Annotated in this window: 16 protein-coding genes; 7 read left to right on the top strand and 9 right to left on the bottom strand. The window is 43.0% G+C overall.

Annotation, left to right across the window (positions count from 1 at the left end; translation table 11 throughout):
- Window positions 1-17 precede the first annotated feature (17 nt).
- From efp to pdxA, 5 genes are all read right to left on the bottom strand, one after another.
- A complete protein-coding gene (gene efp, locus BM043_RS16600) occupies window positions 18-581 on the bottom strand; it encodes an elongation factor P (protein WP_092793700.1) in 564 nt (187 codons plus the stop codon).
- A gap of 27 nt (window positions 582-608) precedes the next feature.
- The gene (locus BM043_RS16595; protein WP_092793698.1) at window positions 609-1,607 is read right to left on the bottom strand and encodes a beta-ketoacyl-ACP synthase III; all 999 of its coding nucleotides are present in this window, start codon (window positions 1,605-1,607) and stop codon (window positions 609-611) included.
- Window positions 1,608-1,822: 215 nt separating this feature from the next.
- Window positions 1,823-2,014, bottom strand: a complete 192-nt coding sequence (rpmF, locus tag BM043_RS16590; RefSeq protein WP_008201274.1) for a 50S ribosomal protein L32 — start codon at window positions 2,012-2,014, stop codon at window positions 1,823-1,825.
- Window positions 2,015-2,032: 18 nt separating this feature from the next.
- Window positions 2,033-2,590, bottom strand: a complete 558-nt coding sequence (locus tag BM043_RS16585; RefSeq protein ID WP_092793696.1) for a YceD family protein — start codon at window positions 2,588-2,590, stop codon at window positions 2,033-2,035.
- A 91-nt stretch (window positions 2,591-2,681) separates the two neighbouring features.
- A complete protein-coding gene (gene pdxA, locus BM043_RS16580) occupies window positions 2,682-3,707 on the bottom strand; it encodes a 4-hydroxythreonine-4-phosphate dehydrogenase PdxA (RefSeq protein ID WP_092793695.1) in 1,026 nt (341 codons plus the stop codon).
- A gap of 106 nt (window positions 3,708-3,813) precedes the next feature.
- On the opposite strand from pdxA, the gene rsmA reads away from it, so the two are divergent.
- The 5 genes from rsmA (at window position 3,814) to BM043_RS16555 (ending at window position 7,999) form a co-directional block, all read left to right on the top strand.
- Window positions 3,814-4,599: a 16S rRNA (adenine(1518)-N(6)/adenine(1519)-N(6))-dimethyltransferase RsmA gene (rsmA, locus tag BM043_RS16575; RefSeq protein WP_092793693.1), complete on the top strand. Its 786-nt coding sequence runs from the start codon at window positions 3,814-3,816 to the stop codon at window positions 4,597-4,599.
- Window positions 4,586-5,953: a magnesium transporter gene (mgtE, locus tag BM043_RS16570; RefSeq protein ID WP_092793692.1), complete on the top strand. Its 1,368-nt coding sequence runs from the start codon at window positions 4,586-4,588 to the stop codon at window positions 5,951-5,953. The genes rsmA and mgtE overlap by 14 nt, the downstream gene beginning before the upstream one ends.
- Window positions 5,954-5,958: 5 nt before the next feature.
- The gene (locus tag BM043_RS16565) at window positions 5,959-6,891 is read left to right on the top strand and encodes a 2-hydroxyacid dehydrogenase (RefSeq protein WP_092793690.1); all 933 of its coding nucleotides are present in this window, start codon (window positions 5,959-5,961) and stop codon (window positions 6,889-6,891) included.
- Between the two features lie 179 nt (window positions 6,892-7,070).
- Window positions 7,071-7,544: a transcription elongation factor GreA gene (gene greA / locus BM043_RS16560; protein ID WP_092793689.1), complete on the top strand. Its 474-nt coding sequence runs from the start codon at window positions 7,071-7,073 to the stop codon at window positions 7,542-7,544.
- Window positions 7,545-7,606: 62 nt separating this feature from the next.
- Entirely contained in the window at window positions 7,607-7,999 is a 393-nt protein-coding gene (locus tag BM043_RS16555; protein ID WP_092793687.1) for an HIT family protein, read from the top strand.
- A gap of 42 nt (window positions 8,000-8,041) precedes the next feature.
- On the opposite strand, the gene BM043_RS16550 is transcribed toward BM043_RS16555, so the two are convergent.
- The 4 genes from BM043_RS16550 to BM043_RS16535 form a co-directional block, all read right to left on the bottom strand.
- On the bottom strand, window positions 8,042-8,476 hold the full coding sequence (locus BM043_RS16550; RefSeq protein ID WP_092793685.1) for a hypothetical protein: 435 nt from the start codon (window positions 8,474-8,476) through the stop codon (window positions 8,042-8,044).
- Window positions 8,477-8,546: 70 nt separating this feature from the next.
- Window positions 8,547-9,728, bottom strand: a complete 1,182-nt coding sequence (locus BM043_RS16545; RefSeq protein ID WP_092793684.1) for a class I SAM-dependent rRNA methyltransferase — start codon at window positions 9,726-9,728, stop codon at window positions 8,547-8,549.
- Complete coding sequence (locus BM043_RS16540) at window positions 9,715-11,112, bottom strand: high affinity choline transporter 1 (RefSeq protein WP_092793682.1); 1,398 nt, start codon at window positions 11,110-11,112, stop codon at window positions 9,715-9,717. The genes BM043_RS16545 and BM043_RS16540 overlap by 14 nt, the downstream gene beginning before the upstream one ends.
- A 9-nt stretch (window positions 11,113-11,121) precedes the next feature.
- Complete coding sequence (locus BM043_RS16535) at window positions 11,122-12,741, bottom strand: ABC-F family ATP-binding cassette domain-containing protein (RefSeq protein WP_092793680.1); 1,620 nt, start codon at window positions 12,739-12,741, stop codon at window positions 11,122-11,124.
- A gap of 168 nt (window positions 12,742-12,909) precedes the next feature.
- Between BM043_RS16535 and BM043_RS16530 the strand changes: the two genes are divergently transcribed.
- Both BM043_RS16530 and BM043_RS16525 read left to right on the top strand, forming a co-directional pair.
- A complete protein-coding gene (locus tag BM043_RS16530) occupies window positions 12,910-16,053 on the top strand; it encodes a PKD domain-containing protein (RefSeq protein WP_092793678.1) in 3,144 nt (1,047 codons plus the stop codon).
- 316 nt (window positions 16,054-16,369) lie between these two features.
- Window positions 16,370-19,423: a PKD domain-containing protein gene (locus tag BM043_RS16525; protein ID WP_177188507.1), complete on the top strand. Its 3,054-nt coding sequence runs from the start codon at window positions 16,370-16,372 to the stop codon at window positions 19,421-19,423.
- Window positions 19,424-19,487: the final 64 nt, after the last annotated feature.

The following is a 19,487-nucleotide window of genomic DNA, read 5'->3' as shown; positions in this document are numbered from 1 at the left end:
TCACACAGCTTTAACTATTATTTTACTCTTTCGGAATACGATCCGTCACGGGTATCTACCTTGATCAGGGTATCCTGCTCGACAAATAAAGGAACCATTACTGTCGCACCGGTTTCCAGCGTAGCGGGTTTTAGGGCGTTGGTAGCAGTGTCTCCTTTGATTCCAGGTTCGGTATAGGTGATCATCAATTCCACAAAAGGAGGTAACTCCACAGAGAGTGGAGTCTCAGTCTCATCATGAATCAAAATCTCGCAAAGCTGTCCTTCTTTCAATAGGTCAGGGCGGGGAATCAATTTTTCTTCGATCACGATTTGCTCGAAGTTATTGGTGTCCATGAAATTGTATCCCATATCATCCGCGTAGAGATACTGATGTGGTCTTTTTTCCACACGTGCGGTAGTCACTTTTTCTCCGGCATTAAAGGTCTTGTCCAAGGTTTTTCCTGTAGTAAGACTTTTAAATTTTGTCCGAACAAAAGCAGCTCCTTTTCCTGGCTTCACGTGTTGAAACTCGACAATGCTCCAAATGTCATTGTTCATTTCAAGACAAAGTCCATTTTTAAAATCTGCGGTACTTGCCATTTTATAGTTGAGTTTATTTATATCTTTTTATTTCGGATCGTAGGCCCATTTCACATAAATGGCTCCCCAGGTAAACCCTCCTCCGAATGCTGCCAAAATGAGGTTGTCACCTTTTTTCAATTGGCTCTCATAATCCCAAAGACAGAGTGGAATCGTCGCGGCGGTGGTGTTGCCATAGCGTTCGATATTCATCATCACTTTTTCAGGACCTACACCCATTCTGTTTGCTGTGGCATCTATGATCCGTTTGTTTGCCTGATGAGGCACAAGCCAAGCGACGTCATCTCCGCTTAATCCGTTTCTTTCCATGACTTCGGCACTTACATCAGCCATGTTGGTCACGGCAAATTTAAAAACGGTGGATCCTTCCTGATAGGCAAAATGTTCTCTTGCTTCCACAGTTTCGTGAGTGGCTGGACGACGGCTTCCTCCGGCTTTCATGTGAAGGTAGGGCTCACCGGACCCGTCTGATTTCAAGATGGCGTCTCGGATTCCGAATTCATCGGTAGTGGGCTCTAAAAGTACTGCTCCTGCTCCATCGCCAAATAAGATGCAGGTAGTTCGATCCTGATAATCCACGATCGAAGACATTTTATCTGCGCCTACGACCACGACTTTTTTGTGGGTACCCGTCTGGATAAACTGCGCGCCTAATTGTAAGGCATATAAAAAACCGGAACATGCCGCAGCGACATCAAAGCTGTAACTTTTCTTGGCGCCAACTTTATCCGCAATAACATTGGCAGTAGCTGGAAATGGCATATCGGGAGTTACCGTAGCACAAATGATCAGCTCGATATCCATTGGATCCGTTCCTGTCTTCTCCAAAAGTCCTTTAACGGCAGCAGCTCCCAGGACGGAAGTTCCCTGGTTTTCACCTTTGAGGATTCTTCGTTCTTTGATGCCGGTTCGGGATGTAATCCACTCGTCATTAGTCTCTACCAGCTTTTCAAGCTCTTTGTTGGTCAACCGATATTCTGGCACATAGCCTTGAATACCTGTGATCATCGCTTTGATATCGTTCATTCTGTTTGGGTTATTTCAAAAAGCAGAAGACTGATTTTTGATTTTTTTAGGTTGATAGGTCCCCGCAGGGAGGTCAAAAATATTACAAATGCGCCTTACCACCAAAATAAATCAATCATACCTCGGCCAACTCTCTGTGAATAAAACTTTTGTATTACTCAAATAAAAAATCCATCCCTTTTTGGAGATGGATTTTTGAGATGATTTGAAAGGGTTTAAGCTAAAACCTCTTTTTCGATAATTACTTGTCCTTTGTAATACAATTTTCCGTCAAGCCAGAAAGCTCTATGCGGTAAGTGCATTTCGCCAGTAGTTGGGCATTTTGCCAATCCAGGAGCCTCTAATTTATAATGAGTTCTTCTTTTATCTCTTCTGGTTTTCGAAATTTTTCGTTTAGGATGTGCCATTTTATGCGTGGTTTATGATTATTCGTTCTTTTTTAAATTTTTAAGCTTTTCCCATCGGGGATCCACTGGATCGTTATTTTCTGTTTTATCTTCTTCCTTTTCTGAATCTTCGGAGTCAATGTAAATATAGATACCTTCTGCGTCCTCATATTCATCCAGTTCGTTTTGGTAATCGGGATGAATTTTTTTAGCGGGAATTGCCAAAAGGATAAATTCGTAGATCAATTGGGCTACATTCACTTTTGGTGTATCCCGTGTGATCATGATGATATTTTCATCGATCTCTTTTTCCTCTGGACCGTATTTGAAAATTATTTCTTCGTCTACTTCCAATGGGAAATCAAATTCCTCCAAACTTCGATCGCAAGTCAATCGGATGGTTCCCTCAATGTGAAACTGCATCTCAATCAGATTGGCTCCTTTGTTCATTTTGACCCGTGCGGTCAATTTTCCTTTTTGGGCTAATTCATTTTCCTCAAACTGACCCAAGAAAGCATCGTCTATCTGAAAATCGATCTCATGAATGCCTTCTGTAAACTTAATTACCTCAATATCAAAGCCTCTCAAGAATTTCACGATTTCTCCTTTCGATTTAAGACCGCAAAATTAGGGATAATTTTGTTTTTTTGAAATACTTACTGAAATTATATTTGGCCAATGGCTGGGATTAGTTCGAAAGTTCCAAGGCTTCTTGGTGTTTTTCCACGATATCGGCAGCCAAAAAGATAGCCGCTCGCATAGATCCTTCATCAGCCAGGTTTTTTCCCGCTATATTGTAAGCGGTGCCATGATCCGGTGACGTTCGGATTACCGGCAAGCCAGCGGTGAAGTTAATCCCATTGCTGAAAGCGATGGATTTGAAAGGAATCAGGCCCTGATCGTGATACATGGCAAGGACTCCGTCAAATTTACTCTGATGCATCATGCCAAAGAACCCATCGGCAGGATAGGGACCAAAAACGAGTTTGTTTTCCTCCTTCAGCTCATTGATAGCAGGTTTGATGATTTCTATTTCTTCCTGACCCAAGAGTCCATCTTCTCCGGCATGTGGATTTAATCCTAAAATCGCTATTCTTGGTTTTGCAATACCAAAATCCTGCTTCAGACTTTTCAGCATTAAATTACACTTTTCCTTAATTCCCTCTTTGGTTACATTTTTAGCTACCTCACTGATGGGCATATGTCCTGTGACCAATCCTACCCTCAATTGCTCAGCGACCAGAAACATCAAGCTATTTTTGGCTCCGACTGATTCGGTGATGTACTCGGTGTGTCCTATAAATTTGAAATCCTCCGAGTTGATGTTGTTTTTATTGAGAGGAGCAGTTACTAAGGCTTGTATTCTTTTTTCTTTCAAATCCTCTACGGCAACTTTGAGTGCTTCCATTGCCATTTTTCCGGATTCTTGGGTTTCTACGCCGGGGATGATTTCCGGGCATTCTTCCGTGACATTGATTACATTGATTCGCTTGTGCTGGATTTCGTCCAGATTTCTGATCTGTACAAAGTTGAAGTCCTCCATGTCCAGCATTTTTCGGTAAATGCTTATGGCTTTTCCATGGCCATAAATCAAAGGCGTGAAGTTTTTATAGGTTCGATTATCAAGCAGGGATTTCATGGTGACTTCAGCACCGATTCCATTAATATCACCTATACTTATGCCTATGATCGGCTTGGATAGTTTTGCGCTCATAAAGTGGATTTATTTTGAAAAGAGCAGGAAGAAAACCGTCCTGCTATCCTTTAGGAATATTGTCTTAATTTAGCTGCAAGTTATAAAATTTTACGAGAGCAATTTGATGGAAAAAGTAAGACCCAAAAAACATCTAGGACAACATTTCTTGACAGATTTGGGGATTGCTGAGCAAATAGCCCAATCTGTTCAGGGACATTTGGGAGTTAATCAACTTTTGGAGATCGGCCCGGGAATGGGTGTGCTGACTGATTATTTGCTGAAATTGCCCATGGATCTTCATCTAATCGAAATTGATTCGGAATCCATTTCATATTTACACAAAAAATATCCGCAACTCTCTGGTCGAATCATTGAGGGAGATTACCTGAAGCAAAACCTGGATGAACAGTTGCCGGAGCGCTATGCGATTGCTGGAAATTTCCCCTACAATATTTCTACCCAGATTTTCTTCAGGGTATTGGAGGAAAGGCAAAAAGTCACCGAAGTGGTCTGTATGCTTCAAAAAGAGGTGGCTAAACGAATAGCTTCTCCTAAAGGAAATAAGGATTACGGAATTTTATCGGTATTGCTGCAGGCATACTATGATATCGAATACTTGTTTTCGGTGCCTCCTGAGGTCTTTAACCCTCCACCCAAAGTCAATTCCGGAGTGATTCGTTTGAGACGAAACCAAACTCAAAAGCTGGACTGCAATGAACGATTGTTTTTTCAGGTTGTTAAAGGAGGGTTTGGCAACCGCAGGAAAACTCTGAGAAATTCTCTGAAATCATTTCAGCTGCCTGAAGAACTCAACACCCATCCGATGTTGGACCTGAGAGCCGAGCAGTTGGATGTGGAGGATTTTGTTTTTTTAACCCAACAAATCGAAGCTTCCCGTGGAAATCATTAAGCAATTTGAACTGTCCAAAGAATACCTCGAAAGTCTCCGCTATGCGATAGAAAACGAGGATTTGGAGTTTATCGTTGAGTCCTTTGATGGTGTCAATGTCGCTGATATTGCCTCGATTCTGGACGAATTGTCGATGGAGGAGTCTATCTATGTGCTTCGTGCGGTAGATCGTCAGATGGCAGCCGATATTCTGATCGAATTAGATGACAATACACTTTTCCGGATACTTAAGGAGTTTGATGAGCCTGAAATAGCCTCTTACATCGAGTTGATGGACTCTGATGATGGAGCAGATATTTTAAAGCTTCTCGGTGAGCGGGAGCGGGAAGATGTGATTTCCCACTTTCAGGATAAATTAAAATCAGATCAGGTTCTTGACCTCCTTCGCTATGAGGAAGACACCGCCGGTGGGATCATGGCTAAGGAATTTATCCGGGCCAATAAAAACTGGAATATCATTCAAACCATCAATGAGATTCGACGTCAGGCCGAAAATGTCGAAAAGATTTATTCGATTTATGTGGTCAATAACCGGCAGCAACTCTTGGGGAGGGTTTCTTTGAAGAAAATTATCCTTGCCGGGGAAAACACCAAAATCGAAGATATCTATGATGAGGATGTGATTTCTGTTCCCACTTTTATGGATCAGGAAGAAGTGGCTGCCATTATGCGAAAATATGATTTGGAATCTGTACCGGTGGTCAATGCCAAAAACAAACTCGTCGGACGGATAACAGTCGATGATATCCTTGATGTGGTACAGGAAGAGGCCGAGGAGGATATTCAGGCTATGGCAGGTATCTCGGGTGATATTGAGGAGTCCGATTCGGTGTTTTTGATTTCAAAAGCCCGACTGCCATGGCTTTTGATCGGTGTGATTGGAGGTTTGATGGGAGCGAAGATTATCGGGTTTTTCGAGGATGGATTAAATAAATATTTAGCCTTGGCATCGTTTATTCCTTTGGTGGCGGCGACGGGAGGAAATGTCGGGATTCAGGCATCATCTCTGATCGTACAATCGTTGGCTTCAAAGTCTGTTTTTGACGATACTCCGCTACAGCGATTTGTCAAAGGATTGTTGATTGCCTTGATTAATGGGGTAGTTCTCGGGGCATTTGTGTTTGGTGTAGTTGTATTTTTATATGGTTTTGAGCCGATTTTTGGAGTGACGGTGGGCGTGGCTTTATTTTGTGTGGTGCTGCTCGCCTCTTTTATGGGGACGGTTACTCCTTTAGTTTTAAATCGATTTGGGATCAATCCGGCCATTGCCTCTGGACCATTTATCACCACGACCAATGACCTCCTTGGGTTGACCGTTTATTTTGGAATTGCCATGCTGCTGCTTAAGCTTTGATTACTATGCAGATATTGATTATAGATGAGATGCACCCAAGCATCATTGACCTTTTGGAAAAGGAAGGATATATCGTGCACTATCATCCAAAAATCACCCGAGCCGAGATTCTGGAAAAAGTTGCCGATTATCATGGATTAATCATTCGGTCAAAAACACCGATGGATCGAGAACTTTTGGAAAATGCCAAGCAATTGAAATTCATCGGACGGGCCGGAGCTGGACTTGATCAGATTGACTTGGAATATATGGCCGACAGGGGGATCCAACTCTTCCATGCGGCAAAAGGAAATAGGGATGCCGTAGCAGAGCATGCTATCGGCGGATTGTTGGCGCTTTTCAATCACCTGATCAAAGCAGATAATGAAGTTCGAAAGGGAATTTGGGATCGGGAAGGGAATCGGGGGCATGAGCTAAAAGGAAAAACCGTAGGAATACTGGGCTATGGAAATATGGGCAGTGCCTTTGCCAAGCGCCTTCTGGGCTTCGACGTGCGGGTAATGGCATATGATAAATATAAAAGGGATTTTGCCACTAATCGGGTAGAAGAAGTGATTTGGGAAATACTCAAGGCAGAAGTCGATATCCTCAGTATTCATGTACCCTTGACGGAGGAAACCCGGAATTTTTTCACTTTTGAAGAGCTTTCGGGATTTAAAAAACCCATCTGGCTGATCAATACGGCTAGGGGAGAGGTGATCAGTTTTAATACACTCAATCGGGCATTGGATGCCGGTATTCTCCGAGGGGCGGTGCTGGACGTGTTGGAAAATGAAAAATTCCAACAGTTTTCTCAAAGTCAAAAATCGGAATTTGAATTACTCGCCCGTCGGGAAAATGTATTATTTACACCTCATGTGGCAGGCTGGACTTTTGAGTCCTACGAGAAAATCAACAAGGTTTTGGTCAAGCAAATCAAAAAAGCATTTCCTCTTTAAACTCGATTAATAAAGGGAGTTATTTCGAATTAAAGGATAAATGAAAATTTTCTTAAAAATTGCTTTCTGATTAAGTATTACTTATTTTTGCTTTACAAATAAGCGCTCAAATAAAGTAACGGTCTCCACCACGTGACCGTTACTTTGTTTTTGGTGCCTACGTCAAAAAAGTAAAACTTATGTCTAAAGTACAATATTACACTGAAGAAGGATTGAAGAAACTCAAGGATGAGCTTCATGAATTAAAGACTAAGGGAAGAATTGATATTGCCAAGCAAATCGCTGAAGCAAGAGACAAGGGAGACCTTTCGGAAAATGCGGAATACGATGCGGCCAAAGATGCTCAGGGACTTTTGGAGCTGAAGATTGCAAAACTAGAGGCGGTCGTAGGAAATGCGCGTATTTTGGACAATTCAAAAATGGATACATCCAAAGCGGGAATTCTCAGTACGGTCAAAATCAAAAATGTCAAAAATGGCATGGTAGTTACCTATACCCTGGTTTCTGAGGAAGAAGCAGACTTGAAGGCAGGTAAAATTTCTTTAGCTTCTCCTTTCGGAAAGGGGATTAATGGAAAATCTGTTGGAGATATTGCAGAAATAGATGCTCCCGCCGGCAAAGTTCAATTCGAAATCTTAGAAATTACGTACTAAATCGTTTTTCTTTCTGTTTTGAATCCCGGTTTTTCGCCGGGATTTTTTTATTTTCGAATATTATGGCAAGCATATTTACTAAAATCATCAATCGGGAAATTCCCGGACACATCGTCGCTGAAGACGATGACTTCATCGCTTTTTTGGATATCATGCCCTTGGTCAAAGGACATGTTTTGGTCGTCCCTAAAAAAGAAGTGGATTATATCTTTGATCTCGAGCCGGAGCTCTTGTCTGGGCTGCATCTTTTCGCCCAAAAAGTGGCCAAGGCTATGGATAAAACTATCAATTGCACCCGAATCGGTGTGGCAGTGATCGGTTTGGAAGTTCCACATGTCCATGTACATTTGGTTCCGCTCAGAACCATGGATGACATCAATTTTACTCGACAAAAATTAAAGCTTTCTCAGGAGGAGCTATCTGAAATAGCCGAGCAAATCAAAAAAGGTTTTTAAAAAGAAAATCCGGTCTCAATTCGAAACCGGATTTTTTAATTTTTATCCCAGCCAAGAATCCCAAGGTATCCGGCTCAAAATTAAGACTAGTCCCACAGCATAAAACATATAGATGCTTCTGAATCGTGCTCTGGAATCTACAAGTTTCTTCGCTCGGCTATAACCAATGGTTATTACCACAATGGCAACGATATTGATCAGCGGATGCTCTAGGGCGGTTAACCTCGCGGCAGAATCTGACATGGCACCTCCGCTTTTGAGTAGGTTTAAACCGATGGGGCTGATGAAGTAAAGGATCAATCCTACGACCAATTGAATATGGGAAAGGATAAAGGCCACCAAGGCGATTTTTCGGTCCTTTTCAGAAAATTCTTTTCCGCTAAGAGAGCCGATGAGCATGAGGACAATGACCACAATCAAAGCGATCAAAACCAAATAAGCTAATCCTGAATGAAGATGTTGTATTCCTGTATACATGATGTGTTTCGTTAATTTTGCATGAAAATACGGCAAAAGGACATATACTCCCCATATTTTCGGCTGATTTTTATTCTACTGAGATCACAAGCCCCTTTAGGTATTCTGTTTCAGGATGAAAAATATTGATAGGATGATCAGCCGGCTGGGTGAGCTGATGGAGAATTTTGACCTCGCGTCTGGACTCCAAAGCCGCAGCAGTGATGGTATGGGCGAAAAGCGATTTGTCCACGACCTGTGAACAAGAAAAGGTAAATAAGATACCTCCCGGTTTGATTTTCTTCAAAGCTTCGAGATTCAATCTTTTGTATGCTTGTACCGCATTATGTCTGGCCTTGATGTTTTTCGCAAAAGCCGGTGGATCCAAAACAATCACGTCGTAATCTTCTCCGATTTCACGGATATATTTGACGACATCGGCTACTTTGGATTCGTTTTTTCCCTTGATCTGGGGGTTTAGGGCAATATTTTCTTCAGTGAGCTCGATTGCTTTTGGTGAAATATCCACCGAGTGAACTTCAGATGCTCCTTCCAATAAAGCCAAAACAGAGAATCCTCCAGAATAACAAAACGTATTCAGCACCTTTTTGCCAGAAGCATAGTAGGAAAAAAGCTTTCTGTTTTCTCGCTGATCGATGAAAAATCCCGTTTTTTGCCCCTTTTCCCAATCAATCCGATAGCTTGCTCCATATTCTTGTACCAAATCAGTTTTAGGCGTCCCCAAAAGCCACCTGTTGGAGTCGATTCCCAGATTTTTAGGAAGGGTTTCGGCACTTTTATCGTAGACTGCCTGGATGTCCTTTCCCATGATTTCTTTGATGGACTGGGCGATGACTTCGATATGGGCATACATTCCGATATTGTGCGTTTGAATGACTGCTGTTCCATTGTAATAATCCACAATCAGGCCCGGCAATAAATCACCTTCTCCATGAACCAATCGAAAAACAGTTGTCGAGGGATTATTAACCAAGCCCAAGGTTTTTCTCAGTTCATAGGCAGCTCGAATTCTTTTATTCCAGAAATTTATATCAATGAGTTCCTCTTCAAATGTAAGAATTCGAACCATAATCGAACCTGGTGAGTAATGCCCTGTCCCTAAAAATGTATTGGTATGGGAAAAGACAGAAACCAACTGACCAGACTCAAGGTCTTCATCTTTTTGGTGAATGGCACCGGAAAAAACCCAGTGATGTCTTCTTCGCAAGGAGATTTCTTTCCCTTTTTTTAATATGATTTTAGGATAATTCATGGTCGGTAGAGGGTTGGTCTGGAAAAAGATAAGTTCCCAGAATCATGGAAATAATGCTCACTCCCAATCCCAGAATGTGGGCTGAGATGGCAAGTTCAAGTGTAGAAAGGTATAAATAGCTAAGCATGCCAAAAAACATGGAAAATAAAGCCCCCATTCGGGAAGCTTTCTTCCAATACAATCCTGCTGTCAAAGGGACAAATAAGGATACTAGCATCAGAATGGATGCTCCGGCTACCAATTCGTAAATGTTAGTCTCCCAAGTTGCCATCAAAGTTGCTACCAGCGCCACAGCAATGACATTGATTCTGAGAATCCACAAAAAATGTCGATCGGTAAGTTTTTTACCAAAATATGGACGAATGATGTTTTCGGATAAAATGGCAGCTGGAGCCAAAAGACCAGAACTCGTCGTGCTCATAATCGCTGAAATCAAGGCGCCAAAAAAGACAATCTGAACAGGAAGACCGCCATGCTCCAAAATCATGGAAGGAAGCAACATTTGCTTGTTCTCCAGATAGATTTCGGGATAAAGGACCTTTGCTCCCAAAGCAATAAACAAAGGGAGCAAGCCGAATGTAAGGTAAAAACCTCCGGCCAGATAGGTGGATCTTACGGCCACCTTTTCACTTTTCGCGGACATGACTCGCTGGTAAATATCCTGACTGGGAATTGAGCCTAAGCCCAAAATCATCCAGGCGCCGAGGTAATTGACCCATTCATTAAATCCTGAATCGGGAAAAAACCGAAAACTTTCGGGGGGTGCTTTAGATAGGATCTCGCCGACTCCTCCAGCATCTTGGGCAATCATGATGGAAACCCAGACCAAACCTACCACAATCATGGTCGTCTGGATAAAATCCGTGATTGAAATCGCCCACATTCCACCTAAAAAGGTATAAAAAACTACGATCCCTGCAGAAATCAAGATTCCTTCGAAAAGCGTCAGATCCGTTACTGCACCCATCACCAAACTCAGCGCAACGAGCTGAGCAGCCACATAGCCAAAGTATGCTGGAATCATAAACAAGGAGGCAATCAATTCGATTTTTTCTCCAAAAATCTTTTTGAATACATCTCCGATGGTCAGGACGTTCATTTTATACATGGGTCTCAGGTAAAACATCCCAAAAAGAATCAGACAAAGTGCTCCTCCAAAAGGGTCCTCAATCACGCCAAGTAGACCATCCTCCAAATACACCGAAGAGGCTCCAAAAATAGTTTCGGACCCAAACCAAGTCGCGAATAAAGCCGACGCAGATAAAAAAAGCGGGAGTGATCTTCCTGCCAGGACAAAATCACCGGAGTTTTTGACCAGCTTGGAAGACCAGGCCCCGATGGCTACCGTGATAGCCAGATAAATAATGATTGCCGTGAGAAGCAAAGCTAATCCTTAACTTTTTCCATACATTTTCTTACGGATAGCCTTGATTTCTTCACTTTCCAAATAGTCATCGTAGCCCATTCTTCGGTCGATGGTCCCGTTTGGTGTAAATTCAATGATCCGATTTACGGTAGACTGCACAAAGGCATGGTCATAAGAGGACATAAGGACAGTTCCCGGAAAATCGATTACCGCGTTGTTGAAAGCGGTGATGGATTCCAAGTCCAAGTGATTGGTCGGTTCATCCATAACCAAGAGGTTGGGGTTTTGGAGCATCATTTTGGAAATCATGCAGCGTACTTTTTCACCACCCGAAAGGACACTACATTTTTTCAGGGTTTCTTCACCGGTAAAGAGCATTCTTCCCAAAAAGGTCCGCACGTAAGCCTCTTCTTGATTGGTGGAGTATTGTCTTAGCCAATCGATCAGATTCAATTGCGAGTTGAAATACTTGGAATTATCGTTAGGTAGATAGGCTTTGTTGATGGTGACCCCCCATTTAAAAGACCCTTTTGTAGCAGGGATTTCCTCCATGATCGTTTGGAAGAATTTGTTGACAGCCTGCTTGGTTTTTGAAATAAAGGCGATTTTATCTCCTTTGTCCACCATCAAGTTGACATCGGTAAAGTAAGTGACTCCATCAGCCTTCAATTCGAGATTTTCGGTCATGAAAATCTGATCGCCAGCTTCCCGCTCAGGCTTAAACATAATCCCCGGATATTTTCTAGCCGAGGGCTCGATGTCATCCACATTGAGTTTTTCGAGCATTTTTTTCCGGGCAGTAGCCTGTTTGGATTTGGCGACGTTTGCAGAGAATCGAGCGATAAAGTCCTGCAATTCTTTCCGCTTTTCGTCGGCTTTCTTATTCTGATCTGATCGCTGCTTAAGGGCAAGCTGAGAGGATTCGTACCAGAAGGTATAGTTTCCGGAGTAAATTTTGATTTTCCCAAAGTCAATATCGACAATGTGTGTCGCTACCGAATCCAAAAAGTGACGATCGTGGGAAACGACAATTACGAGGTTTTTGAAATTGACCAAAAAGTCCTCCAGCCAGTTGATGGTATCCGCATCCAGGTCATTGGTTGGTTCATCCAGAATAAGAATATCTGGATTGCCGAAAAGTGCTTGAGCAAGAAGTACTCTTACTTTTTGATTACCGGCCAATTCTTTCATCGGCAGGTAGTGCAAATTCTCAGAAATACCCAATCCGGAAAGTAACGCAGCAGCATCTGATTCAGCATTCCAACCATCCATCTCCGCAAATTCCGCTTCCAGTTCGGAAGCGCGGATTCCGTCTTCTTCCGAAAAATCCGGCTTCAGATAGATCGCATCTTTTTCAGACATGATGGAATAGAGTTTTTTATGTCCCATCAAAACGGTCTTGAGCACCTCGATTTCGTCAAACTCAAAGTGATTTTGCTTCAAGACAGCCATTCGCTGTCCGGGAGTAATATTCACCGAGCCGGAAGTGCTATCCATGTCGCCGGATAGGATTTTTAAAAAGGTAGATTTCCCTGCTCCATTTGCCCCGATCACCCCATAGCAATTGCCTGGGTTGAATTTGAGGTTGACATCTTCGAAAAGCGTCCTTTTTCCAAATTTGAGGGAAAGATTATCTACTGAGATCATGTGTTTGCTTTCTGTTTTTTTTGAAGGCGCAAAGATAAGAATTTAAAATTTCCTTTTACCGACTTGGTTTGCCAATTCCCTTTCAAGTAGTCCTTTTGAGTAATCAGGTTAACATTTTTTTTAGAAGATGCTTATATTCGAGAGTTATAGATTTTGCAGGTTTATCCAATGAGAAAATATTTAGGGGTTTTTGCGGGGGTATGCTTGTTTTTTGGAATTGGATTCCATGCTTTTGGGCAACTATCAACGGTAGGTGAAGAATTCTGGGTGGGTTTTATGGACAATAACCGGGTGCCGCCAGGAAATAACGGAGCGGGTGGCGCTCCAGATTTTGCTGTGTTGATTGTAACTGCCAATGAGGATGCTAGCGGTACCATTGAGTATCAAGGACAAACGGTTAATTTTTCGATAGCGGCTGGTCAACAGTACACCTTAAGAATTCCCTCAGAAGATCTGGATTTACTTCATCGAAATTCAGGAGTCCGAGAAAACAAGGGGATTTACATTTCCAGTTCCGGAAAAATCGCAGTACATGCCTACAATGAACGCTTCAGGAGCGCTGACGGGACGGTAATTCTCCCCGTAGGAGCTTTGGGCACGGATTATTACATCACTTCACATTATGAGACACTTACTGCGAATGTGAACTACAATGGAAATATAAATGATGAAAGTACCTTGTTGGTGGTGGCTACAGAGGATGATACGGAGGTAGAGATCACCAGCACTGTACCCACAATCGGAGGAGGTGCTGTGAATGCGCCGTTTACCATTTCCTTAGACCGTGGGCAAAGCTATCAACTCAAAGCAAAAGATGATTTGACAGGAACCCGAGTTAGGGTAATCGGTGAAAATGCTGATGAATGTAAGAAAATAGCGGTTTTTGGAGGAAATAAATGGACTTCTGTGGGAAACTGCGGGGAAGCAAATGACCACTTGTTTCAGCAAGCTTATCCAGTCAATACTTGGGGAACTTCTTTTGTTCATGTGGCACTATCGGGACGAACATCGGGTGAATTGGTAAAAGTCGTCGCTGCCGAGGATGGTACAGAAGTCAGAGTAAATGGAGCGGTGCAAGGAACTGTCAATCAAGGCGAATGGCTAGCATTGGAATTCGGTATCAATGAATCAGGGAAAATCGAAACCAGCAAACCTGCATCGGTGACTGTTTTTGCCAAGAGTCAGGCATGCAACGAACCAAATTCCCCTAATGCTTTCACTGGAGATCCATTTATGATCACCTACAGTCCCAGTGAACAATTTTTAAAAACCCTAACCTTCAACTCCCTTAACTTACCTTCTATCGAAAACCACTATGTAAATGTGGTCATTAAAGCAGGAACCCAGGATTCCATGATTTTAGATGGACAATCCATCAATAACCGATTTCAGGTCTTACCTGGTGATCCTGATTTCTTATATGCACGGATCAATATTTCCCAAGGAGTACATCGACTTTCGAACCCCGAGGGATTTGCTGCTTATGCCTATGGTTTTGGGAATTTAGAGTCATACGGCTACGCGGCCGGAGCGGCGCTGGACAATCTTAATTTTGAAACTGAAGCTCAATATGAATTTGATGTCCTGGGCGATAATGTGGCTTGTCTAAACGTAGAGGGCGATTGGGTAATTGAAGCAGATAATCCCGACTTTACCTATTTTGTCTGGAATTTCGGAGACGGGACTCCTCCTCAAGAGGGGAAGGAGGTTTTGCATACCTTTTCTCAGCCTGGAGAGTATGTGGTGACGGTTTTGGCTGCCTTGAGTCCAAATTCCTGTGATCAACAAGAGAACATTACATTCAATGTGACAGTAACAGAAACGGCCGGCGAGGTGATCGGTTCATCCTCTGCTTGTCCAGAAGTCGAGCAATTGCTTTACTCTTTCGAAGGGCCAGACCCATTTTCAAGAGTTGAATTTATCCCAAATGGAGGAGAAGTCGTCGAATTCACAGATGAGACGGCTGTGATTCGCTGGGGCGAGGCCAACGATGATGCCTTTTTGGAAGCCATTCCCTATTCGGAGAATGGATGCCCCGGAGAGCCTGTTATTTTTCCTGTGGTTATCAATCAGCGACTCGAAGCTGAAGAGATTCAAGGATCTGATCAGGTTTGTTTTGATCCGCAGGTATCCCATTTTTATTCGGTTCCGCAGGCTAGCAGTGGGAGAAATTATGATTGGTCAATATCCGGTGGACAAATTCTTTCGGGTCAAGGTACCGGAGAAGTGGAGGTCAGTTGGGATCAGGCTGGGGTTACTGGAACTTTGAGCTATGAGGTTTCTAGCTTAATTGATTCATCTTGTGAAGGGGTTTCGGCACCCATTTCTGTACGGGTAGAAGAAGAATTCTTGGTGCAACCTACTGCCATCGTACCAGTTTCATGTTTTGGGTCAGAATCGGGCTCGATCACATTGGACATTAGCGGTGGTCTTCCTCCATACACAGTGGAGTGGTCTCATTCCAGTGGGTTGAATGATGCACTTGCAGAAGATTTGCCAGCGGGATTGTATTCGGTGAAGGTCATTGATCAATTGGGTTGTGAGCGGATTTTGGAGGATTTGGAAATCACCCAGCCTGATGTTTTGGCAGTGGAGTCGCTCTCTCCAGTCGGTGTATCCTGTTTTGGAAAACCTGATGGACAGGTTGATCTTGAAATTTCCGGTGGAGTTCCGCCATATTCTTTGGATTTTGATGGGGGAATTGAGTTTTCAGGAATATTATCACTCTCTGACCTTCCTCAGGGGATGTATGATTGGGAGGTTACTGATTCCAATGGCTGCCTGATAGAATTGGATTTTGAAGTAACTTCACCAGCACCTCCACAAGTCGATGTGCGGTTGGAGCGACCGGCCTGTCCGGGAGGAAGTGATGGAGAATTATTTGCCAGTCCTGTGGGTTCGACCGGACCGTTCGTCTATACCTGGGATTTTGAGTCAACAATGGGGGACCAATTGGTTGGTGTACCCAAGGGAGAGTATGCAGTTTCAGTAACCGATGGTAATGGTTGTGTCAGTCTTGGTGTTGGTGAGGTGACTGAATCAGCTCCTGAAGTTCGCTTACCAACTGGCTATTATCCAGAACGAGACCAAGATTTGTATCAAGCGATTTCCAATTGCGACCTGTCTTTCGAGCTGTGGGTTTATGATCGATGGGGGCAATTGGTTTATTCTGGAAGTGAGGGGTGGGATGGAATGGTTTCCGGCGCTGAAGCTCCGATGGGAACTTATAGCTACCAAGTCCAGTACAGGTATATGCTGGAGGATCAGGAAATATTCGAGAATAAAAGCGGGGCTTTTGCTTTAATTAGATAAACTGTTGATTTGCAGAAAGTAAATCTGTTTTTCGGCATGCCATTAAACCTGAGGAATTTTAACCCCTTAGGATCTTATTTGAGGTATAAATAACCGATAAGACATTTTGCCAAAAAATTAACATAGTTGGAACATCTGTCGTTTTTCGTAGTTTTCCACTCAACTTGAATAATTGGGATTTGATAAAATAAAATACTGGAAATTTGGACCTTAAGCGGTAAATTTCTTTTTCCATAGCGAAATAGACATGAGGAGTAGGCTGGTTTTATGTGGTATTTTATTGTTCCAATTATTTTTTTGGATTAGTCAAAACTCTTTGGCTCAAATCAGCACAATAGGTAGGGAGTTTTACGTGGGATTCATGGATAATAATCGAAGAAACTCCCAGCCTGATGGCGTTTTTATCCTGATTACTGCCATGGAGAATACCTCTGGAGTCTTGCAAACGCCCGAGCGATCATTTCCCTTTACATTAGTTGCCGGGGAGCAATATGTTCAGCAGTTTGATGGGGACTCCGAAGGAGTAATTCATCGAGAAAGTGGCCGAGTCGAATACCGCCCAGTAAAAGTGACTTCTTCGGCAGATATCACTGTTCATGTACTTAATTCCAGAGAATTCAGCACAGATGGCACGGTGGTTTTACCCGTGGAGGCACTTTCTTCCGAATATTTGGTAACAGCCCATTATGATGTTTTTGGTTCAAATCAGGAGGCAGGGTCAAATCAAAATTACGAAAGCACCCTTTTGGTCATCGCTACAGCAGATGATACAGAAGTAGAAATCATCCCCAGTGCACGGACAGTTAATACCATTCCAGCAGGAGCTTCCATTCGAATCACTTTGAACCAAGGGGAAAGTTATCAGATAAAAGGTCTGGGAGATCTAACCGGAACGAGCGTCAAAGTAATGAATCCCGACCCAGAGAACTGTAAATTATTGGCAGTTTTTGGGGGCAATAAAACTAGCAGCGCCGGAGACTGTGGAACCAGTGGGGACCATGTTTTTCAGCAGGCGTATCCCTTAGAAAGTTGGGGTAAAGAGTACATTCATATTCCATTTGCAGGACGAACCTCCGGGGAAATAGTAAAGGTATTAGCTTCACAAGACCAAACTGAGATTTTTATTAATGGGGTTTTTCGAGGGGTCATCAACGCCAGGGAATTTACTCGGTTTGAATTTGGCAAAGAAGAAATTGCTCTGATTCAAACCTCAAAGCCTACTACAGTTTCAGTCATTACTAAAAGTGCCGCTTGTAATGAGTTTGGATTGGCTCCTTTTGGAGATCCTTCTTTGGTCACGCTCAGTTCTACCAATCAGCTGCTAAAAGAAATCAGTTTTTCTACGGGCGAATTGACCGGATCACAGGATGTGGATCTGATTCATTTTGTCAATTTGGTGGTTCCTGAAAAAGGAAGGGATGAAACCGTACTGAACGGACAGAATATTTCAGATCAATTTAGTCCTTTGCCTGTAGCTTCGGATTTTTATTATGCTCGGATCGCTGTTCCAGAAGGTGTCAATACCCTTTCAAATCCGGTAGGTTTCTTGGGAAATGTTTATTCCTCAGGAAATATTGAATCCTACAGCTATGCTATTGGAGCCCGCTTAGACAATATTCAATATGAAACCGAAACCGAATACGATTTTGACGTGATGGGAGATAAGGTGGCTTGTTTGGACCAGGAGGGGGAATGGACCATTTTACCGGAAGACCCGAGGTTTCAGATATTCGAATGGGATTTTGGAGATAGTGATCCCATGAAATCCGGGCAAACTGTAAGCCATATATTTGAAGAGGAAGGGACATTTACCGTTACCGTGTTTGCAAGTACGGGAGCTGAAGCTTGCGATGCTACCACAGAATATGTATTTGAGGTAGAAGTCAAAGGTGTATTTGGTGAGTTGCAGGGTCCATCTTCGCTTTGCCCATTTACCGAATCTGTCCAATATTCTTTTGCAGATACCATGAATGTTGCTGATTTGCTTTGGGAGATTGAGGGAGGAGCGATAGTAGAAGAAGGAGATGATTTTATTCGCGTCGATTGGGGAGAGGAGCGTACGGATGCTTTTGTTCAAGTGATTCCTATTGCCCCAAACGGATGTCAAGGTGAAGTCCAAACGATCCAAGTCGAACTGCTGGAAACTACTACGCCTGAACTTCCCAAAGGACAAGCCGGCTTATGTGGAGAGGGAAGCAATGTTTTGGTTTATAAAGTTCCCTTCCCTTTGGAGGACAGATCTTACGAATGGATAGTGGAAGGGGGGAGTATTCTCTCTGGTCAGAATACCACTGAAGTAGAAGTAGAGTGGGATTTGAATGCTACCGAAAAGAGTATTTTCTATGAAGAGAAAGTGGATTTTGGTGATTGTTTTGGCGTTTCTGAGATCTTGAAGCTGAGAATTTTTGATTCTTTTTCAGTTGCTGTAGATCAGATCAACAGTCCAAGCTGTCCGGGGCAAAATGACGGGACTATAGAACTGACGACGGTTGGTGGATCGGGTGAGGTGATTTTTCAGTGGGTTCATGATTCTAGTTTGGAAGGAAATATTGCAGAGGGGCTTTCAGCGGGGATCTATGAAGTTTTGGCTATTGATCAGTCCGGCTGTGGCGAGCAGCAACTGACTATAGAGGTATTGGATCCTGAAGCCTTGTCTTTGGAAGATTTAATAACAGATTCTACTTCCTGCTTTGAAGCAGGAGATGGGGGAGGATCTATGCAGCTTTCTGGAGGAAACGCTCCTTTTACTGTTTTGGGTTTAGAATCCAGTTGGGATGGAGAAAGGCTTTATTTTTCCGGTCTTGGTCGGGGAGAAAATGATGTGACTGTGCAAGACGCAAAAGGTTGTAATCTTGTCGTCAGTCTGGTAATCCCAAGTCCAGAGCCTTTGCAATTGACTTTTGAGGAGATTTTACCGGGTTGTCCGGGCGGGATTGACGGGGAACTCGAAGCTAGGGTACAAGGAGGAGTCGGTCCTTATTCCTATTTATGGGAAAATGGAGGCCAGGATTTACGACTGCAGGGACTTTCTTCCGGAGAATATGAAATCACCGTGACTGATGCCAATGGCTGTCAAATCAGCGGAATAGGAATCGTTTCCCAAACCAAGCCTTCGGTACGAATGCCTACTGGTTTTTTAACTACAGAGGGTCCTTATCAGCCTATTTCCAATTGTAGCATTTCTTATCGGCTTTCGATTTTTAATCGCTGGGGACAATTGCTGTTTTCCGGACAGGAAGGCTGGGATGGTTTTTTTGAGGGCAAAAAAGCAAATGCGGGAGTGTATTCCTATTTGTTGGATTATGAATATACCCTCGAAAATGGCATAGGGCGAGAACAAATTAGAGGAAGTTTTACTATGATTGAGTGATTTTAGTCTTTTTGCTTCGTGGGAATTCGGCTTATCTCTTAGCTTTGTTTTAAATTATTTTTAA

This window comes from Algoriphagus hitonicola (assembly GCF_900113375.1).
Classification (GTDB): Bacteria; Bacteroidota; Bacteroidia; order Cytophagales; family Cyclobacteriaceae; genus Algoriphagus; species Algoriphagus hitonicola.
Note: the sequence above shows the minus strand (reverse complement) of the source record. Positions and strands in the feature narration are given on the sequence as shown.

What these genes read in the sequence shown, in the direction of transcription:
- efp (WP_092793700.1), bottom strand. Translation starts at nt 581, where the DNA reads ATGGCAAGTACCGCAGATTTTAAAAATGGACTTTGTCTTGAAATGAAC.
- BM043_RS16595 (WP_092793698.1), bottom strand. Translation starts at nt 1,607, where the DNA reads ATGAACGATATCAAAGCGATGATCACAGGTATTCAAGGCTATGTGCCA.
- rpmF (WP_008201274.1), bottom strand. Translation starts at nt 2,014, where the DNA reads ATGGCACATCCTAAACGAAAAATTTCGAAAACCAGAAGAGATAAAAGA.
- pdxA (WP_092793695.1), bottom strand. Translation starts at nt 3,707, where the DNA reads ATGAGCGCAAAACTATCCAAGCCGATCATAGGCATAAGTATAGGTGAT.
- rsmA (WP_092793693.1), top strand. Translation starts at nt 3,814, where the DNA reads ATGGAAAAAGTAAGACCCAAAAAACATCTAGGACAACATTTCTTGACA.
- BM043_RS16565 (WP_092793690.1), top strand. Translation starts at nt 5,959, where the DNA reads ATGCAGATATTGATTATAGATGAGATGCACCCAAGCATCATTGACCTT.
- greA (WP_092793689.1), top strand. Translation starts at nt 7,071, where the DNA reads ATGTCTAAAGTACAATATTACACTGAAGAAGGATTGAAGAAACTCAAG.
- BM043_RS16555 (WP_092793687.1), top strand. Translation starts at nt 7,607, where the DNA reads ATGGCAAGCATATTTACTAAAATCATCAATCGGGAAATTCCCGGACAC.
- BM043_RS16550 (WP_092793685.1), bottom strand. Translation starts at nt 8,476, where the DNA reads ATGTATACAGGAATACAACATCTTCATTCAGGATTAGCTTATTTGGTT.
- BM043_RS16545 (WP_092793684.1), bottom strand. Translation starts at nt 9,728, where the DNA reads ATGAATTATCCTAAAATCATATTAAAAAAAGGGAAAGAAATCTCCTTG.
- BM043_RS16535 (WP_092793680.1), bottom strand. Translation starts at nt 12,741, where the DNA reads ATGATCTCAGTAGATAATCTTTCCCTCAAATTTGGAAAAAGGACGCTT.
- BM043_RS16530 (WP_092793678.1), top strand. Translation starts at nt 12,910, where the DNA reads ATGAGAAAATATTTAGGGGTTTTTGCGGGGGTATGCTTGTTTTTTGGA.